Source organism: Sporosarcina thermotolerans (assembly GCF_042658975.1).
Classification (GTDB): domain Bacteria; phylum Bacillota; class Bacilli; order Bacillales_A; family Planococcaceae; genus Sporosarcina; species Sporosarcina thermotolerans.
Window position 1 is genome coordinate 1 of the sequence record NZ_JBHSRM010000022.1, and the last position, 19,457, is coordinate 19,457.

Annotated in this window: 19 protein-coding genes, 1 tRNA gene, 2 rRNA genes, 1 other RNA gene and 1 other annotated feature; of the genes, 4 read left to right on the forward strand and 19 right to left on the reverse strand. The window is 43.3% G+C overall.

The window, feature by feature from the left end:
- The 7 genes from ACFPZG_RS16650 to ffs all read right to left on the reverse strand — a co-directional run.
- Positions 1-139: ribosomal RNA gene (locus ACFPZG_RS16650) — 16S ribosomal RNA — on the reverse strand; the annotation flags it as partial.
- A 429-nt stretch (positions 140-568) separates the two neighbouring features.
- Complete coding sequence (locus ACFPZG_RS16655) at positions 569-832, reverse strand: pro-sigmaK processing inhibitor BofA family protein (protein ID WP_283733402.1); 264 nt, start codon at positions 830-832, stop codon at positions 569-571.
- A 65-nt stretch (positions 833-897) separates the two neighbouring features.
- The gene (locus ACFPZG_RS16660; RefSeq protein WP_283733403.1) at positions 898-1,113 is read right to left on the reverse strand and encodes a YaaL family protein; all 216 of its coding nucleotides are present in this window, start codon (positions 1,111-1,113) and stop codon (positions 898-900) included.
- Positions 1,114-1,126: 13 nt separating this feature from the next.
- The gene (gene recR / locus ACFPZG_RS16665) at positions 1,127-1,723 is read right to left on the reverse strand and encodes a recombination mediator RecR (RefSeq protein ID WP_317941393.1); all 597 of its coding nucleotides are present in this window, start codon (positions 1,721-1,723) and stop codon (positions 1,127-1,129) included.
- A gap of 11 nt (positions 1,724-1,734) precedes the next feature.
- Positions 1,735-2,055: a YbaB/EbfC family nucleoid-associated protein gene (locus ACFPZG_RS16670; RefSeq protein WP_283733404.1), complete on the reverse strand. Its 321-nt coding sequence runs from the start codon at positions 2,053-2,055 to the stop codon at positions 1,735-1,737.
- 22 nt (positions 2,056-2,077) lie between these two features.
- Positions 2,078-3,841 (reverse strand): DNA polymerase III subunit gamma/tau, encoded by a 1,764-nt coding sequence (dnaX, locus tag ACFPZG_RS16675; RefSeq protein ID WP_317941394.1) that lies wholly within the window; start codon positions 3,839-3,841, stop codon positions 2,078-2,080.
- Between the two features lie 129 nt (positions 3,842-3,970).
- Positions 3,971-4,239, reverse strand: an RNA gene (ffs, locus tag ACFPZG_RS16680) — signal recognition particle sRNA large type.
- A 289-nt stretch (positions 4,240-4,528) separates the two neighbouring features.
- Here ffs and ACFPZG_RS16685 point away from each other — a divergent pair.
- A tRNA-Ser gene (locus ACFPZG_RS16685) sits at positions 4,529-4,621 on the forward strand.
- A 94-nt stretch (positions 4,622-4,715) separates the two neighbouring features.
- Here ACFPZG_RS16685 and thrB read toward each other — a convergent pair.
- From thrB to ACFPZG_RS16700, 3 genes are read right to left on the reverse strand one after another with little or no spacing between them, the layout of a single operon-like run.
- Complete coding sequence (gene thrB, locus ACFPZG_RS16690) at positions 4,716-5,621, reverse strand: homoserine kinase (RefSeq protein ID WP_317941395.1); 906 nt, start codon at positions 5,619-5,621, stop codon at positions 4,716-4,718.
- Positions 5,621-6,682, reverse strand: a complete 1,062-nt coding sequence (gene thrC, locus ACFPZG_RS16695; protein ID WP_317941396.1) for a threonine synthase — start codon at positions 6,680-6,682, stop codon at positions 5,621-5,623. Before thrC ends, thrB begins: the two co-directional genes overlap by 1 nt.
- Positions 6,679-7,977: a homoserine dehydrogenase gene (locus ACFPZG_RS16700; protein WP_317941397.1), complete on the reverse strand. Its 1,299-nt coding sequence runs from the start codon at positions 7,975-7,977 to the stop codon at positions 6,679-6,681. Before ACFPZG_RS16700 ends, thrC begins: the two co-directional genes overlap by 4 nt.
- 157 nt (positions 7,978-8,134) lie before the next feature.
- Between ACFPZG_RS16700 and ACFPZG_RS16705 the strand changes: the two genes are divergently transcribed.
- On the forward strand, positions 8,135-9,499 hold the full coding sequence (locus ACFPZG_RS16705) for an aspartate kinase (RefSeq protein ID WP_283733406.1): 1,365 nt from the start codon (positions 8,135-8,137) through the stop codon (positions 9,497-9,499).
- A gap of 135 nt (positions 9,500-9,634) precedes the next feature.
- Here the strand turns inward: ACFPZG_RS16705 and ACFPZG_RS16710 are convergent, their stop codons facing one another.
- From ACFPZG_RS16710 to ACFPZG_RS16720, 3 genes are all read right to left on the reverse strand, one after another.
- Positions 9,635-9,931: a hypothetical protein gene (locus tag ACFPZG_RS16710; protein ID WP_283733407.1), complete on the reverse strand. Its 297-nt coding sequence runs from the start codon at positions 9,929-9,931 to the stop codon at positions 9,635-9,637.
- 92 nt (positions 9,932-10,023) lie between these two features.
- Positions 10,024-10,692: a deoxynucleoside kinase gene (locus ACFPZG_RS16715; protein WP_283733408.1), complete on the reverse strand. Its 669-nt coding sequence runs from the start codon at positions 10,690-10,692 to the stop codon at positions 10,024-10,026.
- The gene (locus ACFPZG_RS16720) at positions 10,689-11,324 is read right to left on the reverse strand and encodes a deoxynucleoside kinase (RefSeq protein ID WP_283733409.1); all 636 of its coding nucleotides are present in this window, start codon (positions 11,322-11,324) and stop codon (positions 10,689-10,691) included. The genes ACFPZG_RS16715 and ACFPZG_RS16720 overlap by 4 nt, the downstream gene beginning before the upstream one ends.
- Before the next feature lie 132 nt (positions 11,325-11,456).
- Between ACFPZG_RS16720 and tadA the strand changes: the two genes are divergently transcribed.
- Positions 11,457-11,957, forward strand: a complete 501-nt coding sequence (gene tadA / locus ACFPZG_RS16725; RefSeq protein ID WP_283733410.1) for a tRNA adenosine(34) deaminase TadA — start codon at positions 11,457-11,459, stop codon at positions 11,955-11,957.
- 19 nt (positions 11,958-11,976) lie between these two features.
- Here tadA and serS read toward each other — a convergent pair whose 3' ends face one another.
- Positions 11,977-13,251: a serine--tRNA ligase gene (gene serS, locus ACFPZG_RS16730; RefSeq protein ID WP_317941399.1), complete on the reverse strand. Its 1,275-nt coding sequence runs from the start codon at positions 13,249-13,251 to the stop codon at positions 11,977-11,979.
- A gap of 69 nt (positions 13,252-13,320) precedes the next feature.
- Positions 13,321-13,532 (reverse strand) — a binding site (T-box leader).
- A gap of 128 nt (positions 13,533-13,660) precedes the next feature.
- Positions 13,661-13,876, reverse strand: coding sequence for a hypothetical protein (locus ACFPZG_RS16735; RefSeq protein WP_283733411.1), 216 nt, complete (start codon positions 13,874-13,876; stop codon positions 13,661-13,663).
- A 308-nt stretch (positions 13,877-14,184) separates the two neighbouring features.
- Between ACFPZG_RS16735 and pdxR the strand changes: the two genes are divergently transcribed.
- Positions 14,185-15,612: a MocR-like pyridoxine biosynthesis transcription factor PdxR gene (pdxR, locus tag ACFPZG_RS16740; protein ID WP_283733412.1), complete on the forward strand. Its 1,428-nt coding sequence runs from the start codon at positions 14,185-14,187 to the stop codon at positions 15,610-15,612.
- A 17-nt stretch (positions 15,613-15,629) separates the two neighbouring features.
- Here the strand turns inward: pdxR and ACFPZG_RS16745 are convergent, their stop codons facing one another.
- From ACFPZG_RS16745 to rrf, 4 genes are all read right to left on the reverse strand, one after another.
- On the reverse strand, positions 15,630-16,961 hold the full coding sequence (locus ACFPZG_RS16745; RefSeq protein ID WP_317941400.1) for a serine hydrolase: 1,332 nt from the start codon (positions 16,959-16,961) through the stop codon (positions 15,630-15,632).
- A gap of 157 nt (positions 16,962-17,118) precedes the next feature.
- Entirely contained in the window at positions 17,119-18,585 is a 1,467-nt protein-coding gene (gene guaB, locus ACFPZG_RS16750; protein ID WP_283733413.1) for an IMP dehydrogenase, read from the reverse strand.
- Between the two features lie 108 nt (positions 18,586-18,693).
- Entirely contained in the window at positions 18,694-19,173 is a 480-nt protein-coding gene (locus ACFPZG_RS16755) for a glutathione peroxidase (RefSeq protein ID WP_283733414.1), read from the reverse strand.
- Positions 19,174-19,389: 216 nt separating this feature from the next.
- Positions 19,390-19,457: ribosomal RNA gene (gene rrf, locus ACFPZG_RS18715) — 5S ribosomal RNA — on the reverse strand; the annotation flags it as partial.

Here is a 19,457-nt window from a genome sequence, read left to right on the forward strand (position 1 = left end):
CTGCAGGGCAGGTTGCCCACGTGTTACTCACCCGTCCGCCGCTAATATCAGGGAGCAAGCTCCCATCAATCCGCTCGACTTGCATGTATTAGGCACGCCGCCAGCGTTCGTCCTGAGCCAGGATCAAACTCTCCATAAAAGAGAAATTCGAATAGCTCGAGTTTCTTGCTGGCATCATTTAAGATGTCAATTTCGAATCCGAAGATTCGTTTTGTTCTTTTCGCCGACAGGGTCGGCTCCAGAACTTTATTTGTTGACGTTTTGCTGTTCAGTTTTCAAGGTTCATTTGTTTGCTGCTCCGTTAGAAGCAACTCTTATATAATACCATGCTGCGTTTCCAATGTCAACAACTTCTTTCAAAAAGTTTTAAGCCGTTTCGAAGTGGTTATTGAGTTACCGGAAGTGCAACGTTATCTACTATAACATCTCATCTTTTCGATTGCAAGTGTTATTCCACAAAAGTTTTCGTCATATAACTTTATTGCTTAATATACTTTGTCCAATTTAATTTAAAGGGCAGTACTTAAATCTTCAAGTCATGCTCCTTCTATATATAGAAGAAGCTTATTCATAGAAAAACAGCAAATGTAAATAGAGCTGCAAATCCGGGGATGCCAAGTATAGCTAAAAGGAATCCGGAAGCAATGTTCACTGGAAAATAGATGCCAACGAATCCACCCGCAATATTTAATATGAAGAGAGCTAGAAATGCGAACGCCAGACGGAACCAAAATACAGACAGGTTCTCGATCATTTTTTTAATGTTGCTTTTATCCATCAGTAAAAGTAGAAGTAGTACAACCCCGACAATTGCAATGCCGATAATTTTCATGGAAAGCGCCCCTTTCGATTAATAGTACAATCTATGCGCTTCCCTTAAAAATTATCACGCTACTATTATGGTTCCATACGAAGTTGCCGCTCCTTAGCTTCTTTGAAAAGATGAAAGTACTTACTTTCTGCTATTTTCCTTTGAATCATAACTTCCAAATCACAGTCAATTAAGTACTTTTCAATTTCCTTAGCTTGCTCCCAATCATCTTTTGTTTCTAATAGTAGATTAAGAAGTCGATTGTCGAATTCCCTTTTCAATTTCCTCTTACGGCCAAACATTTTCGGTGACCCCCTATAATTCCCTGCGTCCTTCAAGTGCTTTTGATAAGGTCACTTCATCCGCATACTCAAGATCTCCGCCAACTGGCAACCCGTGTGCAATTCTAGTTGTGGTAATGCCTGATGGTTTCACAAGTCGGGAGATATACATCGCGGTTGCTTCTCCTTCGATTGTCGGATTCGTTGCTAATATCAATTCTTCTACTTCTTCATCCTGGAGACGAGTCAATAGGGAAGGAACGTTAATATCCTCGGGACCGACACCATCCATCGGTGAAATAGCTCCGTGAAGAACATGATACATCCCCTTGTAATCTCTCATCTTCTCCATTGCGATTACGTCTTTCGGATCTTGAACAACACAAATCATTGATCGGTCACGGGATTGATCCTGGCATATCTGACAAGGATCTATATCTGTAATATGCCCGCAAACAGTGCAAAATCGTAGGTTCCGTTTTGCATCCACCAACGCTTTAGCGAATTCAAGAACTGTGTCTTCCTTCATATTCAATACAAAAAATGCCAGACGGCCCGCTGTTTTCGGGCCGATACCTGGCAACTTCATAAAACTATCCATTAGTTTCGATATCGGTTCAGGATAATGCATATTTATTCCTCCTAGAACATTCCAGGTAGGTTCAATCCTTTCGTGAATTGCCCCATTGTGGAGTTCGTTAATTCTTCGGCTTTTGCCATTGCATCATTTGTAGCAATCACGACAAGGTCTTGTAGCATTTCTACATCTTCCGGATCTACGACGGATGGATCGATAACCACTTCAAGTACTTCCTTTTGACCTGAAACGATTACCTTTACCATACCTCCGCCCGCTGTTCCTTCAAGGCGCTTTTCACCAAGTTCCTCTTGTGCTTCTGCCATTTTCTTTTGCATTTTCTGCATTTGTTTCATCATGCCTTGCATATTTCCCATACCACGCATACTAGTTCCTCCTCAACTTTGTTTAATCGTCATGTACCGTTATGAATTCCTTGCCAAACATTTTTTCCGCTTCTGCAACAATCGGATCGGCATTTTGCTCTTCAGCTTCTTGTAGGAAGGATGGCATTTCTTCTGCCGTTCCATGTGGATCTAAATCCTCCGCTCCGTCTTGTTGCTTCGCCAATCCATTGTTCCGGATGAATTCCTCGCGAACCTTTAACCAACCGTCCTCCGGTACATACACGACATCATATGCCTTACCGGTTCGACTGCGCAAGGCATCAGATAAGCCCGACCGAAGAGAGGAATTTTCCGAAGCCATAAGGCAATGGATTTCATATTTGAATTTTAACACAAAAGCCGTGTCTGATGCCGCCACTGGTTCAGTTTCTTCAAGAAGTGCCGAATGGGATCTTTGTAAAGTTTGCATCATGCTTGCCCATTCCTCACGAATCACTTGGATATCTTGACGGGTGGCACCTTTTAAGACTTCATTGATTTTCCCAGTCGGTATTCTGAATGACTGCGATGATTTTGATGCAACCTTCTTTGGTTGAGTGGCGGATGCCCCTTCAACCGGGCGGACGCCGTTTGCCAATTGCTGTTGAAGGTCAGCAATTATTCTTTCCAGGCTGTCCACCTTTTGAGAAAGATGTGGATCGGTCCCCTGGTGACCCTGTGCTTCGGTTTGAGCAACTGGTCCTTTTAAATGAATCATTTTCAACAATGCGGATTCGACATACACCTTTGCATGATTAGAAAACCGCATTTCTTGCTGCGTTTTCGAAAGAATGTCTATGAATGAATAAAGGGTCTCCGGCTCAAATGCGTTTGACAAGGATACAAACCTTTCATTCCCCGAAATCAGTTCAAGAAGATCCTCAAGATCCGGAGCAGTTCTTAATAGAAGAAGATCTCTGAAGAACGTAATCAAATCTTCCGCCAACCTTGAAACATCCTTACCTTCAGCAATGAGCTGATCAAGTAATGTCAATGCAGCTGCAGCATCTTTTGAAAGAAGCGCCTCTGCCAATTGATAAAAGATGTCTTCTCCAATCGACCCCGTGACAAGTAAAGCACCTTCAGCTGTCAGTCGATCACCACTGAACGATACAACCTGATCAAGCATGCTAAGTGCATCACGCATTCCACCCGAAGCAGCTAGAGCAATGACTTTAAGAGCACCTTCGTCAGCCTCAATCTTAGTATCACTTAACACTTGCTTCATCCGATCAATAATTTCTGCCGCTGTAATCGGCTTGAAATCGAATCGTTGGCAACGGGAAATGATGGTCAACGGAAGCTTATGCGGCTCTGTAGTTGCCAGGATGAAAACCGCATGCGGTGGTGGCTCTTCCAATGTCTTCAACAGCGCGTTGAACGCTGAATTTGATAGCATATGAACTTCATCAATGATATAGACTTTGAAGCGTGCGTTCGATGGAGCAAAACGGACCTTTTCGATAACGTCCCTTATTTCTTCTACTCGTGAATTTGAAGCGGCGTCAAATTCAATGACATCCGTGTTGGACCCTTCCGTAATGCTTACACAAGTCGGACATTCATTGCATGGTTCCTTCGCCGGTCCGTTTTCACAATTCAATGCTTTTGCAAAAACTTTCGCAGCGCTTGTCTTTCCCGTCCCTCGCGGACCAGAGAACAAATAGGCATGGGTTGTCTTATTATGTAGCAATGCGTTTTGCAACGTCTGCTTCACATGTCTTTGTCCAGACATTTCACTGAAAGACTGTGGTCGATAGACACGGTAAAAAGCTTGATAGACCACCATTCCCCCTCCTTCCCATTCATTGCAATATTGCTTTTAGTATACCATAAGTGGGTTGTATAAACCCTTTTCAAACTAAAGAAAAAACCCGCCCGAGAATCGGACGAGTTCTGATTTGCATAATAAATGCCGTGCACCTTCCTTCGACTGCCGCACATAAGCGTTACTCCTGTCGACAGCTCAGCCTAGGCTGCCCCGCGGCACATGAGAAATTCCACTTAATGCTGCTTCCTTCCGGACCTGACATGGTTCATGGGTTCCCATTGCGCAGGACCCAGACGTCAACACTACGTGCAAGAGGCAGGCCCTACATGCGGATACAGCCTCGGTAAAGGGATTCAGTCTTGCTAGAGCGGATTGCAAGTTACAGGGCACCGCTACCTCCCCACCTAGCACGGCTTTCTAAGTATAACGGTTTTTGTGGATAAAATCAACCCGTCCCTTATGAAACTTCTATCTCTCTGAAGGAAGAGTTCTCGTTTATGGCGATTTAGTTCTCGTACTCAGTGATTGAGCTCTCGTTTATAACCAAAAAGTTCTCATTTACCAACAAAATATTCCCATTCCCCGCGAAGAAATTCCCCTCCTTTAGATGACAGACTTCCGCGAATAAACTTAATTAATTTAGAGTACGGATAAGTGTTGACACCTCATACTGAATCATGATAAATTATGTTTTGTTGATACGGAGGAATACCCAAGCCCGGCTGAAGGGATCGGTCTTGAAAACCGACAGGGGTGTTAAAGCCCGCGGGGGTTCGAATCCCTCTTCCTCCGCCATACATTTTAAATAAGCGCATAAGTTGGAGATCTGTTACATTAAATTTAATGGATTTTTTTATTTTTAATGAAAAAGATGCCTACCGAATATCGGTTAATGGGCATCTTTTTTTATATTTGAACCTGTATGAGCTGGCGTAACTGCAATTCCTCTATAATACGGAAATTCCTTTTCCAACCGTCTTGCAACATTCTCCTCAGTCCCGTTCTCCACCGCGATGAACAAAGAAGGTCCAGCCCCGCTTATTGTCATCCCGTACGCTCCCAATCCATGACAGAACTCGCGAATTCGATCAAAGTCTTGAAGCAACGGCTTCCGATGCGGTTCATGGAAAACATCCTTTTCCATCATCTTAGCCGCCAATTTCCAATCACCAAGCGTTACCGCCGCCACCATGACATTACTTGCGGCGTTGCCAGCCGATGCTGTCTGATGAGATAAATCCTTTGGAAGAAGGCCTCTCGAGTCAGAAGTTTTCAATGCATTTGGAGGAACGAGGAGAACACATCCTATTTTCGGCTCAGGCAATTGCACGATTTCCATTTCACCGTCAATGAAATAAGTGATTGTTACCCCTCCAAGAAGAGCTGCCGCCACATTGTCAGAATGACCTTCAATCTCGCTACCAATACGCACCTTCTCTCTCGGCGACAAGGAGAGGGTAAGAAGCTCGTTTGCAATTTCAATCCCTGCTGCAATTGCGGTTGCACTACTGCCAAGCCCTTTCCCAAGCGGAATTTCGGATTTTACATAAAGAGCATATGGCTCTAGTTCCTTGCCATATCTATTGGCAACAGTTTTAGTCGTTTGAATGATCAAATTTGTCTCGTCAATCGGTAAATCGGCATACTCTTCCCCGTCAAAACGGACGCTCCACTGTGCAGACCTATGTACCTCCACGGTCATATAAAGGGCAAGGGCAAGACCGATGCTATCATAGCCCGGTCCGAGATTCGCCGTTGTAGCGGGCACGATGACCGAAAACATCGGTTCTTCCATCAGTTCGCTGCCCCCTCCTTCAGTTCGTTCAAAAACATCTCAAACTCCTCTTTCGATAGGAACGGTTTCCCTTCGTTTACATTTATGGCCGTTTCAGGATCCTTTAGCCCGTTGCCTGTAAGAACTCCGACAATCGTCGTCCCTTTTTCAATCAACCCAGCATCAAGTTGTTTCTTAATGCCTGCAATCGTTGCACAGGAGGCAGGTTCTGCGAAAACTCCATCGGTTGAAGCCAACAGGCTGTATGCTTCCAATATTTCCTCGTCCGTTGCAGAAAGAATGGTCCCACCTGATTCTTTAAGCGCATCTGTTGCCAAATGCCAGCTCGCTGGATTCCCGATACGGATTGCCGTTGCAACCGTTTCGGGCTCTTCAAATATCCGGTCATAGACAATCGGTGCTGCACCATCTGCCTGCACGCCTAACAATTTCGGCGTACCTGACCCTTTTTTGGTGTCATATTCCTTGAACCCCTTCCATGCAGCGGAAATATTGCCCGCATTCCCGACTGGCAATGCAAAAATATCCGGTACTTCGCCTAATTGTTCGATTGTTTCAAAGGCAATTGTTTTCTGACCTTCCAATCGGTAAGGATTCACTGAATTCACAAGCGCAATCTTTCCTTCTCCTACTTCTCTTACCATTCGTAATGCTTCATCGAAATTCCCTTCAATTGCAACGATTTCTGCGCCATACATTTTTGCCTGTGCCAATTTACCAAGCGCAATCCGTCCTTCCGGGATGACGACGATTGTCCGCATCCCTGCGCGTGTTCCATATGCCGCGGCAGAAGCCGATGTATTGCCTGTTGATGCACAGATTAATGCGGTTTTTCCTTCCTCTTTCGCTTTAGCGACTGCCATCACCATGCCCCGATCCTTGAATGAGCCTGTTGGGTTTGTCCCTTCTGTTTTGACGTAAAGATTGATACCCCATAGTTCAGATATATTTTTCAAATGGATGAGCGGCGTGTTTCCTTCCTGCAAGGTGAGATCTGGCGTTTTATCCGTCACCGGCAGCCATTCTTTGTATTCTTCGATTAATCCATTCCATCTTCTCATTTGTTTCCGCCCTCCACTCTGTAGTAACTAATAACACCGTTAACTTCCGGGGTGTTACGCATTTCATTCATAATGTCGAGATGTTGTTGCCGCGATATGTGATGGGTAATCATAATTAAATCGACACCACCGTGACGATCACCTTCCCGCTGGATAACTGTTGCAAGACTAGCTCCATGTTCGCTGTAGATTGAAGCCAATTTCGTCAATACGCCGACTTCGTCTTTAACAGAAATACGATGGAAGTAGCGCCCGAAAATTTGGGTGTCTTTTTTCACTGTGCAGAAATGCCGTGGTGCGTGAAGCCTTTTCCCGTTAACACCAAGCAATAGATTGCGGCATGCTGCGACAATGTCTCCAGTAACCGATGTGGCAGTTGGCAAAGAACCTGCCCCCGGTCCATAGAACATCGTCTCCCCTACTGTGTCGCCATATACATATACAGCATTGAACTCATTGTTGACGGAGGCAAGCGGATGAGAGTTCTGGATGAACACCGGTTCCACGGAGATTTCGATTCCATCGTCATCCTTTTTCGCAGAACCAGCCATTTTTACAGTGAAGCCGAATTGCTCCGCTAATTCCAAATCGCCTTCCCGAATGTCCTTCATTCCCCTTACAAAGACATCTTCCAACCGTACTACCGTTGAGAACGCAAGCGAAGCAAGGATTGCCATTTTCCGTGCTGCGTCGATACCGTCTACGTCTGCAGATGGGTCTGCTTCGGCAAATCCCAGTTCAGTTGCTTCTATCAATGCTTCTTCGTATGATTTCTTTTCATGCTTCATTTTTGTCAGGATGAAATTCGTCGTTCCATTTACGATACCTGTCAGAGCCCAAATTCGGTCTGACGCAAGACCGTCTTCCAATGTACGAATGAGCGGAATACCTCCCCCTACGCTTGCTTCATAGAATAGATCGCATTTATTTTCATCTGCCAAATTCAATAACTCATGACCAAATTGAGCCATGACATCTTTATTTGCCGTTACGACTCCTTTACCCGCTCGGAGCGCTCGTTCAATCGACTGCTTCGCTTCAGTCGTCCCACCAATCACTTCTACGATTAAATCAATAGTAGGATCTTCGATAACCTCGTCTGCGTTAATCGTAAAAATATCCTCAGATAACTCAGTATCCCTTTTCTTTGTAGCATCTTTTACAAGAATTTTTTTTATCTTAACTGGAACGCCAAGCTTATGGATAAGGTCTTCCTGGTGCTTATGCAGAATCGTAGCAACACCGCTTCCGACTACCCCGAACCCCAATAAACCGATGTTGATTTCATTTTTCATGTTTACGATTCTCCTTACTGCGTGTTCTCCACGGAAATACATTTGTGTTTTATATAAAGACATTATAGAGAAATAAATCTTTAATAACAACCCTGTTTATGTTAAAGTTCAATATATCATGCAATTGCTACTTCATTAAAGATTGGATCTGGTGAATATGAAAGTTTGTAAATTTGGCGGCACTTCTGTTGCGACTGCCGATCAAATTAGAAAAGTCGTTGATATTGTAACCTCCGATATTGGTCGTAAAATTATAGTCGTCTCTGCACCTGGTAAACGTTTTTCAGATGATATAAAGGTGACGGATCTTCTTATTAAGCTTGGTGAGAAGGCTTTGGCGAATGAAGATACAGAAGTTGAATTAAACGAGGTCGTCAATCGTTTCCATGGGATTGCAAATGATCTTGGTCTATCAAATGATATAGTTGAAACAATAAAACATGATTTAAAAGACCGGCTTTCCCGGCATAAAGAAGATTCCCTACTTTTCATGGATACGATGAAAGCAGCCGGAGAAGATAATAACGCAAAGATGATTGCCGCCTATTTCCAATTCATCGGGGTCGATGCGAAGTATATCAACCCAAGGGAAGGGGGATTGCTCGTTAACAATCGCCCCGAGCGCGTGCGTGCATTACCCCAAGGGGATGAAAAGCTTGCAAAGTTACGGGATGAGCAAGGAATCATCGTCTTCCCAGGATTTTTCGGTTATACGGAAGACGGAACGCTTCGTACATTCAATCGAGGAGGCTCGGATATTACCGGCTCCATCATTGCGGCAGCTATTAAAGCAGATCTATATGAAAACTTCACCGATGTGGATTCTGTCTTCGCTGCCAATCCGACTGTCATCGATAACCCTGTCTCCATCGAAACGATGACGTACCGCGAAATGCGGGAGTTAGCATATGCAGGTTTCTCCGTGTTTCATGATGAAGCGCTCATTCCGGCTTTCCGGAAGTCGATTCCTGTCCGTATTAAAAATACGAATAACCCGTACGCACCTGGTACTTTAATCGTCAAGGAGCGGGATTATAACGAGCAACAAGTAATTGGGATTGCCGCCGACAGCGGATTTACCGCAATTTACGTCGATAAATATTTAATGAACCTTGAAATCGGTTTTGGTCGCAGACTCCTGCAAATCCTTGAGGAAGAGGAGATTTCGTATGAGCATACACCGTCCGGAATTGATAACCTTTCAATCATCCTCCGTAGTCGGGTATTGACGAAGGAGAAGGAAGAACGAATCATTGAGCGGATCCATAAGGAACTTGAACCGGACGCTGTCATTGTGGAACATGATTACTCCATGATTGTCCTTGTTGGAGAAGGCATGCAGTATACTACTGGTCTGGCCGGGCGGGCTGCAAGCGCAATTGCCAGAACCGGGGCTAATATTGAAATGATTAACCAAGGATCTTCCGAGGTCAGCCTTGTTTTCGGTGTAAAAGTTCAGGATGAAACGAAAACTTTGAAAGAGTTGTATAAAGAATTCTTCGTAAAATCATATGCACACTAAAAAACAAGGGACATGTATCAGTGTCCCTTGTTTTTATTTTGGTACAAACCTGTATGGAAATTGCTTGAATATACCTTCCGAAATCATATCTGCCATCATCAATGCCTCTGCTTCGATCCGATCGAATACTTGCACCTATAGCTCGAAGTTACGTTGAATCATGCATACCGCCTCTAACTTTGTCAATTCCAAATGGGTATAGAGCATTTTGCGCATCGCTTCCTTGTCAATGTAGGGATTAATACTGTTCAGAAATTCTGCGATTTTATCCGCGTTTCGGTACCATTCCTGCTCTTTTTGCTTCGCCTTTTCGGCCTCTCCATTCGCTGCAGCCGTCACAAGATCTGCCGCGAGTGTAAGATGTTCTGAAATGAGGTCGCGAGATGCGTCAGCGATTTTATCCCCGCAATACGGTCTTATGGCGTTCCCCATATCCGTCGCATTGCGCAATAAACGTTGAAGTACATATTTTAATCCATATTAGTGAATGTAAAAGAGCAGCCTTTTATTTGGCTGCTCTTCCCTTATTTTTTCAACATAGCCGATAAGTTAAGCATATTACCAATCCGTTCGACAATCGTCTCCACTTCATGCGGATCCTTCATTAAATCATACTCAGTTATGTCAATCCGCAAAACAGGACACGCGTTAAATGAATCAATCCATTGTACATAACGGTGGTGAAGTTCTTCCCAATAGGATAGTGGTGTCTGTTGTTCCATTAGGCGGCCCCGCTCTTGGATTCGTGATAGTATCGTCTCAAAAGGTCCATCCAAATAGACTAACAGATTGGGGTGAGGGAAATATGGAGTCATGACCATCGCGTCGAATAATTTTGTATACGTGTCATAATCGACCGAATCCATCGTCCCTTTATCTTTATGCATCTTAGCAAAAATACCTGTATCTTCATAAATGGAACGGTCTTGGATAAAGCCCCCTCCATATTCAAAAATTCTCTTCTGTTCCTTGAATCGTTCAGCAAGGAAATAGATTTGCAGATGGAAGCTCCATTTCTCGAAATCATCATAGAAACGGTCAAGATATGGATTTTTATCAACATTCTCAAGTGAAGTTCGGAAATCCAATGCATTGGCTAATGCATTCGTCATTGTCGATTTACCTGCTCCCACTGTGCCTGCAATCGTAATGACCGCGTTTTTCGGAATCCCGTATTTTTCTCGTAAATTCATTGTCTTACTCCTTTTCGTATCGTCTCATCGACTTTGTTAAGAATCAGGCTTAAATCCCCGGCTTCATTCACAAAGTCTATTTCATCCCCATTGAAACGCAGCACTGGAATTTCCGGATGTGCCGCTTCGAAGTCCGCGATGAACACTTCATAGTCATCCGCAAGTCGCTGCAAATAAAGTGGGTCAATCTTCTTCTCAAAGTCCCGTCCACGTAATGCAATTCGCTTCATAAGCGTATCAAGTGATGCATGCAAATAAATGATTACATTTGGTACTGGCATGTCCCTCGTTAAAATATGATAGATCTCCTCATACTTTGCATATTCATCCGCGGGTAGCGTGCGCTTTGCAAATATGAGGTTCTTGAATATATGATAATCAGCAACTACAGGCTGCCGTTCGCTTATGAACTGCTTTTGAATATCGCTTAATTGCTTGTATCGATTACAGAGGAAGAACATTTCCGTTTGAAAACTCCATTCCTCAATATCATCATAAAATTTATTTAAAAATGGATTCTCATCCACAATTTCGCTTAACTGATGGAACTGTTGTGCTTCGGCAATTGCTTTCGACAGCGTTGTTTTGCCGATGCCTATCGGTCCCTCTACCGTAATGAACGGAACAGACATAGCAAGCTCTCCTTTGATTCGTCAATTTCTGCTATTCATTTTACCATATGGATGTGTTGAAACATAGATATTGTCGAAAAATGGCAAGGAATAGTAGAGGATGTTACACTAATGTGCAAGGAGCGATGGAAGATGGATGTACTTGAAATGGACCGCAATTTCATGCAGATAGCAATAGAAGAGGCAAAAAAAGCCGGGGCGATTGGCGAAGTACCAATTGGTGCAGTCATTGTAAAAGATGGAGAAGTCATTGCACGTGCCCATAATCTACGGGAAACTACGCAGAATGCTGTCACACATGCCGAACTTTCAGCCATCCAAGACGCATGCAAAGAAGTTGGTAGTTGGCGACTGGAAGAGACGACGTTATACGTAACACTCGAACCATGTCCGATGTGTGCCGGTGCTATTTTACAATCAAGAATTCCGCGTGTCGTGTATGGAGCACGTGATCCGAAGGGCGGCTGCGTAGACTCGCTTTATCACTTGCTAAATGATTCGCGTTTCAATCATGAATGTGAAGTGGCGGAAGGTGTGATGGCGGATGAATGCGGAGATATGCTATCAAGCTTTTTCAGGTCGTTACGTGAAAAGAAAAAAGAACAAAAAAAGGCGATGCGGGATATGAATTGACTCCCGCATCGCTGTTTTTTTATCGAATGACTTCTTTTCCACCCATATATGGACGCAATACTTCAGGAATGATGACAGATCCATCTTCCTGTTGGAAGTTTTCAAGGATCGCTGCCACTGTACGACCGACTGCAAGGCCGCTTCCGTTCAATGTATGAACGAATTCCGGTTTCGCACCTGATTCGCGGCGGAAACGGATTCCCGCACGTCTTGCTTGGAAATCTTCAAAGTTAGAGCAAGAAGAAATTTCACGGTACGTGTCCTGCGTCGGGATCCACACTTCAAGATCATATTTCTTCGCAGCTGTGAACCCGAGGTCGGCTGTGCACATCTTCAAGACACGATATGGCAAGCCAAGCAACTGCAACACTTTCTCTGCATGACCTGTCAGTTTTTCCAACTCATCATATGATTCCTCCGGCTTAACAAAGCGAACGAGTTCCACTTTGTTGAACTGATGCTGGCGAATCAAACCGCGTGTATCACGGCCAGCAGAACCAGCTTCTGAGCGGAAGTTCGTGCTGTATGCAGTGAACGCCGCCGGCAATTGAGCGCCATCGAGGATTTCATCACGATAAAAGTTCGTCACAGGTACTTCAGACGTCGGGATTAGGAAATAATCCTCTTCCTGAACAAGGAACGCATCCTCTTCGAATTTCGGCAACTGTCCAGTACCTGTCAAGCTTGTACGATTCACCAAATAAGGCGGCAGCATCTCTTCATAGCCATGCTCCTCTGAATGCAAATCAAGCATGAAGCTGATCAATGCACGTTCGAGTCTTGCTCCAAGGCCACGATAGAATACGAAACGACTACCTGTCACTTTCGCAGCACGTTCGAAGTCAAGCAATTTCAAATCCGTTCCAATTTCCCAATGCGGTTTCGGTTCAAAAGCGAATTCAGGCTTCTCTCCCCATGTGCGAACTTCAACGTTGTCATCTTCGCTGTCGCCTACTGGAACTGATTCATGCGGGATGTTCGGAACACGCATAATGACATAGTTTAGGTCTTCTTCGACTTGATGAAGTTGCTCGTCAAGTGCTTTAATTTCGTCCCCAACTTCACGCATACGAGCAATTACGTCATCCGCGTTCTCTTTATTACGCTTCATTTCCGCAACTTTTTGAGACACTTCATTACGTTCCGCTTTAAGAACCTCTACCTTTGCAATCAATTCTCTCCGTTTTTCATCGAGACCGACAAATCTATCCAACTCCGACAGATCTTCACCACGTTTCGCAAGCTTTTCTTTCACTTCATTGAAATTCGCACGTAGTAATTTAATGTCTAACATAGCCGATTCCTCCTCTAAATAGTAGTTGACGATGATTTTTGAACACAAAAAAAGCCCTCTATCCCCTATACAAGGGACGAGAACTACCCGCGTTGCCACCCAAATTGACCAGCAAAATGCTGATCCACTCTTTGAAATAACGGTTCAATGTCCGGTTAGGCTTACTTGACGTTCAACCCAACTACTCAGGGACGGATTCACAAGTGTCTTTACCGGCTCGCACCACCCGCCGGCTCTCTTTGAAAAACGTGCTTGCTACTGCTTCCCATCATCGTCTTTTATTTGAAATTAACATCACTTTACTACATAGTACTTATTTTGGCAAGGGTCAAGGGACTATATTAGTCAACATATCCGCAATTGCGATGAAATATACTGTTTCATGTGGAACAAAATCGGTTAACTATCTTCACCGGAATGCATTGATTATATTAATAATAAGATTCAATGTTGACAATATGACAACAACGGCAGAGAGTATTTTTATAATTAAGATTGCCTCACGTGAAAATTCAGGCTCTTGATCATACTGCCAACGAGATCGGAGCATCGTTTCCTCTGGAGCAAAAAACGTCAATACACTAAGAGGAACAAATAAAATGAAAAAAAGGATTGCCTCAGCCATCTGAACCACCTCCAATTTTATTCCAAAAACGCATAAAAGTCAGCACTCACGCATAAACCTTCAGAAAAGCTTATAAATCAATGTAGATACGCATAAATCATTGGAAAACCTCATAAATCCTTCGATACACGCATAACGCCCCGCTCCCGCTTCTTTCGACCTTTCACTTTCCTTTTAATACGTTTGTCGAAGAATAAAGATTCAAAAAAATCCTTTCCCCTCTCCATTTTCTAACGTATACTTGAAAATGACCTTATCAAGATACTTATATTCTACCTAATTAACATGGTCAGTGTGAGGTGTATCTAATGGAAATGCTCTTAATTGAACTAAATAAAGATATTGAAACCCCCTTATACGAGCAAATCTACCAGCAAATCCGTGATGACATTACCGATGGGAAGCTTGCAGTTGGTGAAAAACTTCCATCAAAACGGAAACTTGGTGACTTCCTCGATATCAGTCAAACAACAATTGAATTAGCCTACGGACAACTTGCAGCTGAAGGTTTTATCACATCGAAACCGCGAAAAGGCTATTTCGTGCAGGAAATCGGTGAGTTGGCGTATGTTCAACCTATTGGAGCGATAAATGTTAATTCACAAAAAATGCCGAAAGAATTGGAGATTGACTTCTCCCCCGGAAAAATTGATACGGAGTTTTTTCCTTTCAAACAATGGCGTAAGTATGCAAAGGATGTAATCGACGAATCTTCGAGACATCTATTATTATTGGGGCACCCACATGGTGACCCCGAGCTTCGTCAGGAAATCGCGAAGTATTTGTATCACTCTCGAGGGGTTGATTGTACCGCGGACCAGATCATCGTAGGATCCGGTACCGAACAACTTATGCCACTACTTATTAGGCTCCTTGGACCTGAAGCAAAATATGCCATTGAGGACCCTGGTTATCCGCTCACCCATCACGTGTTTTTCCATAATAACCGTGAGGCAATTCCTATTTCCGTCGATGAAGAAGGAATGGACGTACATGCGCTTACACAATCCTCAGCGACCGTCGCTTATGTCACACCATCCCATCAGTTCCCAACCGGTACAGTGCTCTCTGCAGCACGTAGAACGGCATTATTGAATTGGGCTGCTTCCAGTGAGGGCAATTTCATAATTGAAGATGACTATGACAGCGAATTCCGCTATACCGGAAGACCAATTCCTTCACTACAAGGGATGGATAAAGCCGGTAAAGTCATTTATCTAAGTACATTCTCCAAATCCCTTATGCCGTCTTTGAGAATCGCTTATATGGTGTTGCCTCCCGTACTACTTGAAAAATACGAAAAAGCGTTTATCCATTATTCTTCTACTGTCCCAAGACTTGACCAACATACGCTTGCACACTTCATGGCTGACGGGCATTTTGCGCGGCACTTGAACAGGATGCGGAAAGTGTATAAACGTAAACTGCAACTTCTTGCGGATTCGTTGCAGGCTTATGCACCCCATATTTCCTTCTCGGGTGACGAGGCGGGCATGCATATTCTTATCAATGTTCATACCGATGATGATGAAGTAATGTTGACGAAAATTGCATCGGACAAAGGGATTCGTGTATATGGATTGAATGAATATAGAAAAGTCGAGATGAAACAGCATCCGTCCTTTTTAATTGGATTCGGAGGTCTATCGGATGCTCAAATTCCGGAATCAGTCGAAAGGCTTATGAGCACTTGGAAGATTGATAAAAATAGAAAAAAGGTAATGGACCCCCATTAGGATCCATTACCTTTTAATTATTTAAATAACCCTTTGACAAACCCAGTTGCACCATTCCACAATCCGGCGAAGAAATCACCAATACCGCTCATCATTAACGAGAACCAGCCTGCTTTTTCGACGTCCGTTGTAACAACTACATCCATGCCAAGGTCCTTCGAATCGATAAATCCGTAATCCTCGCCTTCTTTCTTGACGATTTTCACGTGACCGACAACCGTTCCCTTTTTAACCGGAGCCTCAAGCTGTCCGTCTTTCAATAATGATTCATCTAAAACAAGTTGTGGTTCAAATAGATCTTTTTCATTTGATTTGATCATCGCACGAACTGAATCTTTCACTTCGATAGCAACAGTTTTCTCTTTTCCTTTCAGAACGTCCAATGTCTTCTGATCTTCAAACTCATAACCAGCTGGAAGAAGTTCTTCTTCTGAGAATTGGCTAAATCCGTAATCGAACAAAGCGCGTGTTGCGTCAAATCTTGCCTTGTAAGAGCCTACTCCGTTTGCATCTACCGCTTTCATAACAACCGCGATGAGACGCTTATCGCCGCGTTTCGCAGTTCCTGTAAAGCAATGACCAGCAAAATCAGTTGTGCCTGTCTTTAGACCATCAACGCCTTCATATTCATAAACAAATCCTGGAAGCATGAAGTTCCAGTTGTCCATCTTGATGGCGTCCGACGTACCTTCACGGAAAATTTTTGTATTAATCTTAGTCGTTTCCAAAACTTCAGGGTAATCGTGCATCAAATGGTACGCAAGACGTGCAACCGATTTAGCAGGCATGACATTTTCATCACTAACGCCCGTCCCTTGAGGATGCATACCTTGTAAATATTCATTGTTTAATCCAGTCGAGTTCACAAATTTATAATCGACCAATCCAAGTTCTTTCGCCTTAGCATTCATCAATTTCAAGAACTCTGTTTCCGTTCCTGCAATTGTTTCAGCAATCGCAATTGTAGCGGCATTCGCCGAGTAAATTGCTAATGCTTCGTAAAGTTCTCGAATTGTATACGTACCGTCCCGACGTAATGGCACGTTACTTAAACGTCTGTCCTGCGAGACTGCATATGTGTAGTCATTTACTTTATATTCTTGATCCCAACTGATTTTCCCCTCATGAATTGCTTCAAATAAGAGATATTCAGTCATCATTTTAGACATACTTGCAATGCCGAGCGGTGTATCTGCATTCTCTTCGTATAAAATCTTTCCAGTGTCCGCGTCAATTAAGATGGCACCATCCACATGAATGCCAAGTGTTGTTTCTGCTTGTACCTGAGTAGTACCGATCGTCGCCATAAGTACAAATGGAATGATCAGTAATGCTACCCATTTTCTCATTTCCCGTTTCACCAAACTACCTCCGTCATTGCAATTTTCCACTTTATATTTTATCACATCATGAACGAGATTAGGGGATTCTAATCAAAAAGCACCTTTCCGCTCATATTAAGACGATCGGAAAGGTGCTAAAGTTTCTATTCGTACGCTTCCAAATTTATGAAATGGAATAGTTAGGCGCTTCCTTTGTAATATGAACTTGGTGCGGATGACTTTCGCGAAGACCTGCACCTGTCATACGGATAAACTGAGCTTTCTCACGAAGGTCTTGTAAATCCTTCGTTCCACAATAGCCCATACCTGCTCGGATACCACCAACAAGTTGATGGATTGTATCGGAAAGAGGTCCTTTATAAGGCATACGTCCTTCAATTCCTTCAGGAACAAGCTTTTTCGCATCCTCTTGGAAATAACGGTCTTTCGAACCTTGTTCCATTGCTCCAACTGAACCCATACCACGATAAACCTTAAAGCGTCTACCTTGGTAGATTTCTGTTTCTCCTGGGCTTTCAGTTGTTCCCGCTAGTAGGCTACCAAGCATAACAACATGTCCACCAGCCGCCAAAGCCTTTACGATATCTCCGGAGTATTTAATGCCCCCGTCCGCAATAATCGTTTTTCCTTGTTTTCGAGCTTCGGATGCACATTCGTAAACTGCTGTGATCTGAGGTACACCAACACCAGCTACTACACGAGTTGTACAGATAGATCCTGGACCAATTCCCACCTTAACTACATCTGCGCCCGCTTCATACAATGCAGCGGTTGCTTCAGCAGTTGCAACGTTACCAGCAATGATTCCAAGATCGGGGTATTCTTTTCGAATTTGTGCAACCGTATCAATAACTCCTTTTGAATGACCATGAGCTGTATCAATAACAATTGCATCAACTTCTGCAGCGACGAGCTTATGTACTCGCACCATTGTGTCGGATGTAACGCCAACTGCTGCTCCTACAAGAAGACGACCTTGTTTATCTTTTGCCGCATTTGGGAATTCAATAACTTTCTCGATATCCTTAATTGTGATAAGGCCTTTTAAGATGCCGTTTTCATCCACAATTGGAAGCTTTTCAATTTTATACATCTGCAAAATCTTTTCTGCGTCTCCCAATGTTGTTCCAACTGGTGCGGTAACCAGATTATCTTTTGTCATAACATCATTAATAATCATCGAATAATCTTGGATAAAACGCAGATCACGATTCGTCAAAATACCAACAAGCTTTTGCTCGTCCATATTATTTACGATTGGAACGCCAGAAATACGATATCTACCCATTAAATGCTCTGCATCAAATACCTGATGTTCTGGAGTGAGGAAGAAAGGATTTGTGATAACTCCATTTTCAGAACGCTTCACCGTCACAACCTGCTCTGCCTGTTCTTCAATGCTCATGTTTTTATGAATAACACCGAGACCGCCTTGACGAGCCATTGCAATCGCCATTTTTGACTCTGTCACCGTATCCATTCCCGCGCTGATAATCGGGATATTCAATGTAATCTTCTCTGTCAAATTAACAGAAAGAGACACATCCTTCGGTAAAACTTCAGAAGGCCCAGGTACAAGAAGCACATCGTCAAAGGTCAAGCCTTCGCGCGTAAATTTAGATTCCCACATTTCGTTTCCTCCTCAAAATGATTATCTGCATTTGAATATTATTAAAAGATTATCAGCGCCGATAGTGCGTGTCAAGGATGCGAGAATAAGAAAATGAATTCCTATTATTCACTGAACAATTTTATCAATTGAGGATCTCATTTTCTCCGGTGAGGTCTGAGGAGCAAACCGTTCCACGACATCCCCTTTACGATTGATTAAGAATTTAGTGAAATTCCATTTAACACCTTCCGTCAACAATCCTCTTTTTTGACTTGTTAGGAATGAAAACAAAGGAGAAGCCTGATCCCCTTTTACATCTACTTTTTTAAACATTGGAAATGTCACACCATAGTTCCGTTCACAAAAAGCAAGTGTCTCATCCATCGAGTCAAATTCCTGATTATTAAAGTTATCCGATGGGAAACCAAGGACAATTAGGCCCTGCTCACGATAATCATCGTAAATTTGTTGCAGCTCCTTAAACTGGTCAGTAAAACCGCATTTGCTTGCTGTATTAACTATGACAATAACGGAACCCTCATACTCCTGCATTGATTGCTTTGTACCGTCCGGCTTTTCAACGAATAGATCATAAATAGTAGCCATATTTATCATCGCCTCTCCTTACTGTTATTAATCAACGATAAATTAACTTGCACTCGAATGCAAAAAATGGAATCACGAGGTTTTGCTCGAGTTTTGTGTAGTTATGCTCAAGTTTGGATATGTTTTGCTCATCTTGTGACTTATGTATTACACATGGAGTTTTCGTAAAACAGTAATTAAACACAAAAAAACCATCCCCCACAGGGGATGGTTTTTGCCCGGCGACGTCCTACTCTCACAGGGGGAAGCCCCCTACTACCATCGGCGCTGAAGAGCTTAACTTC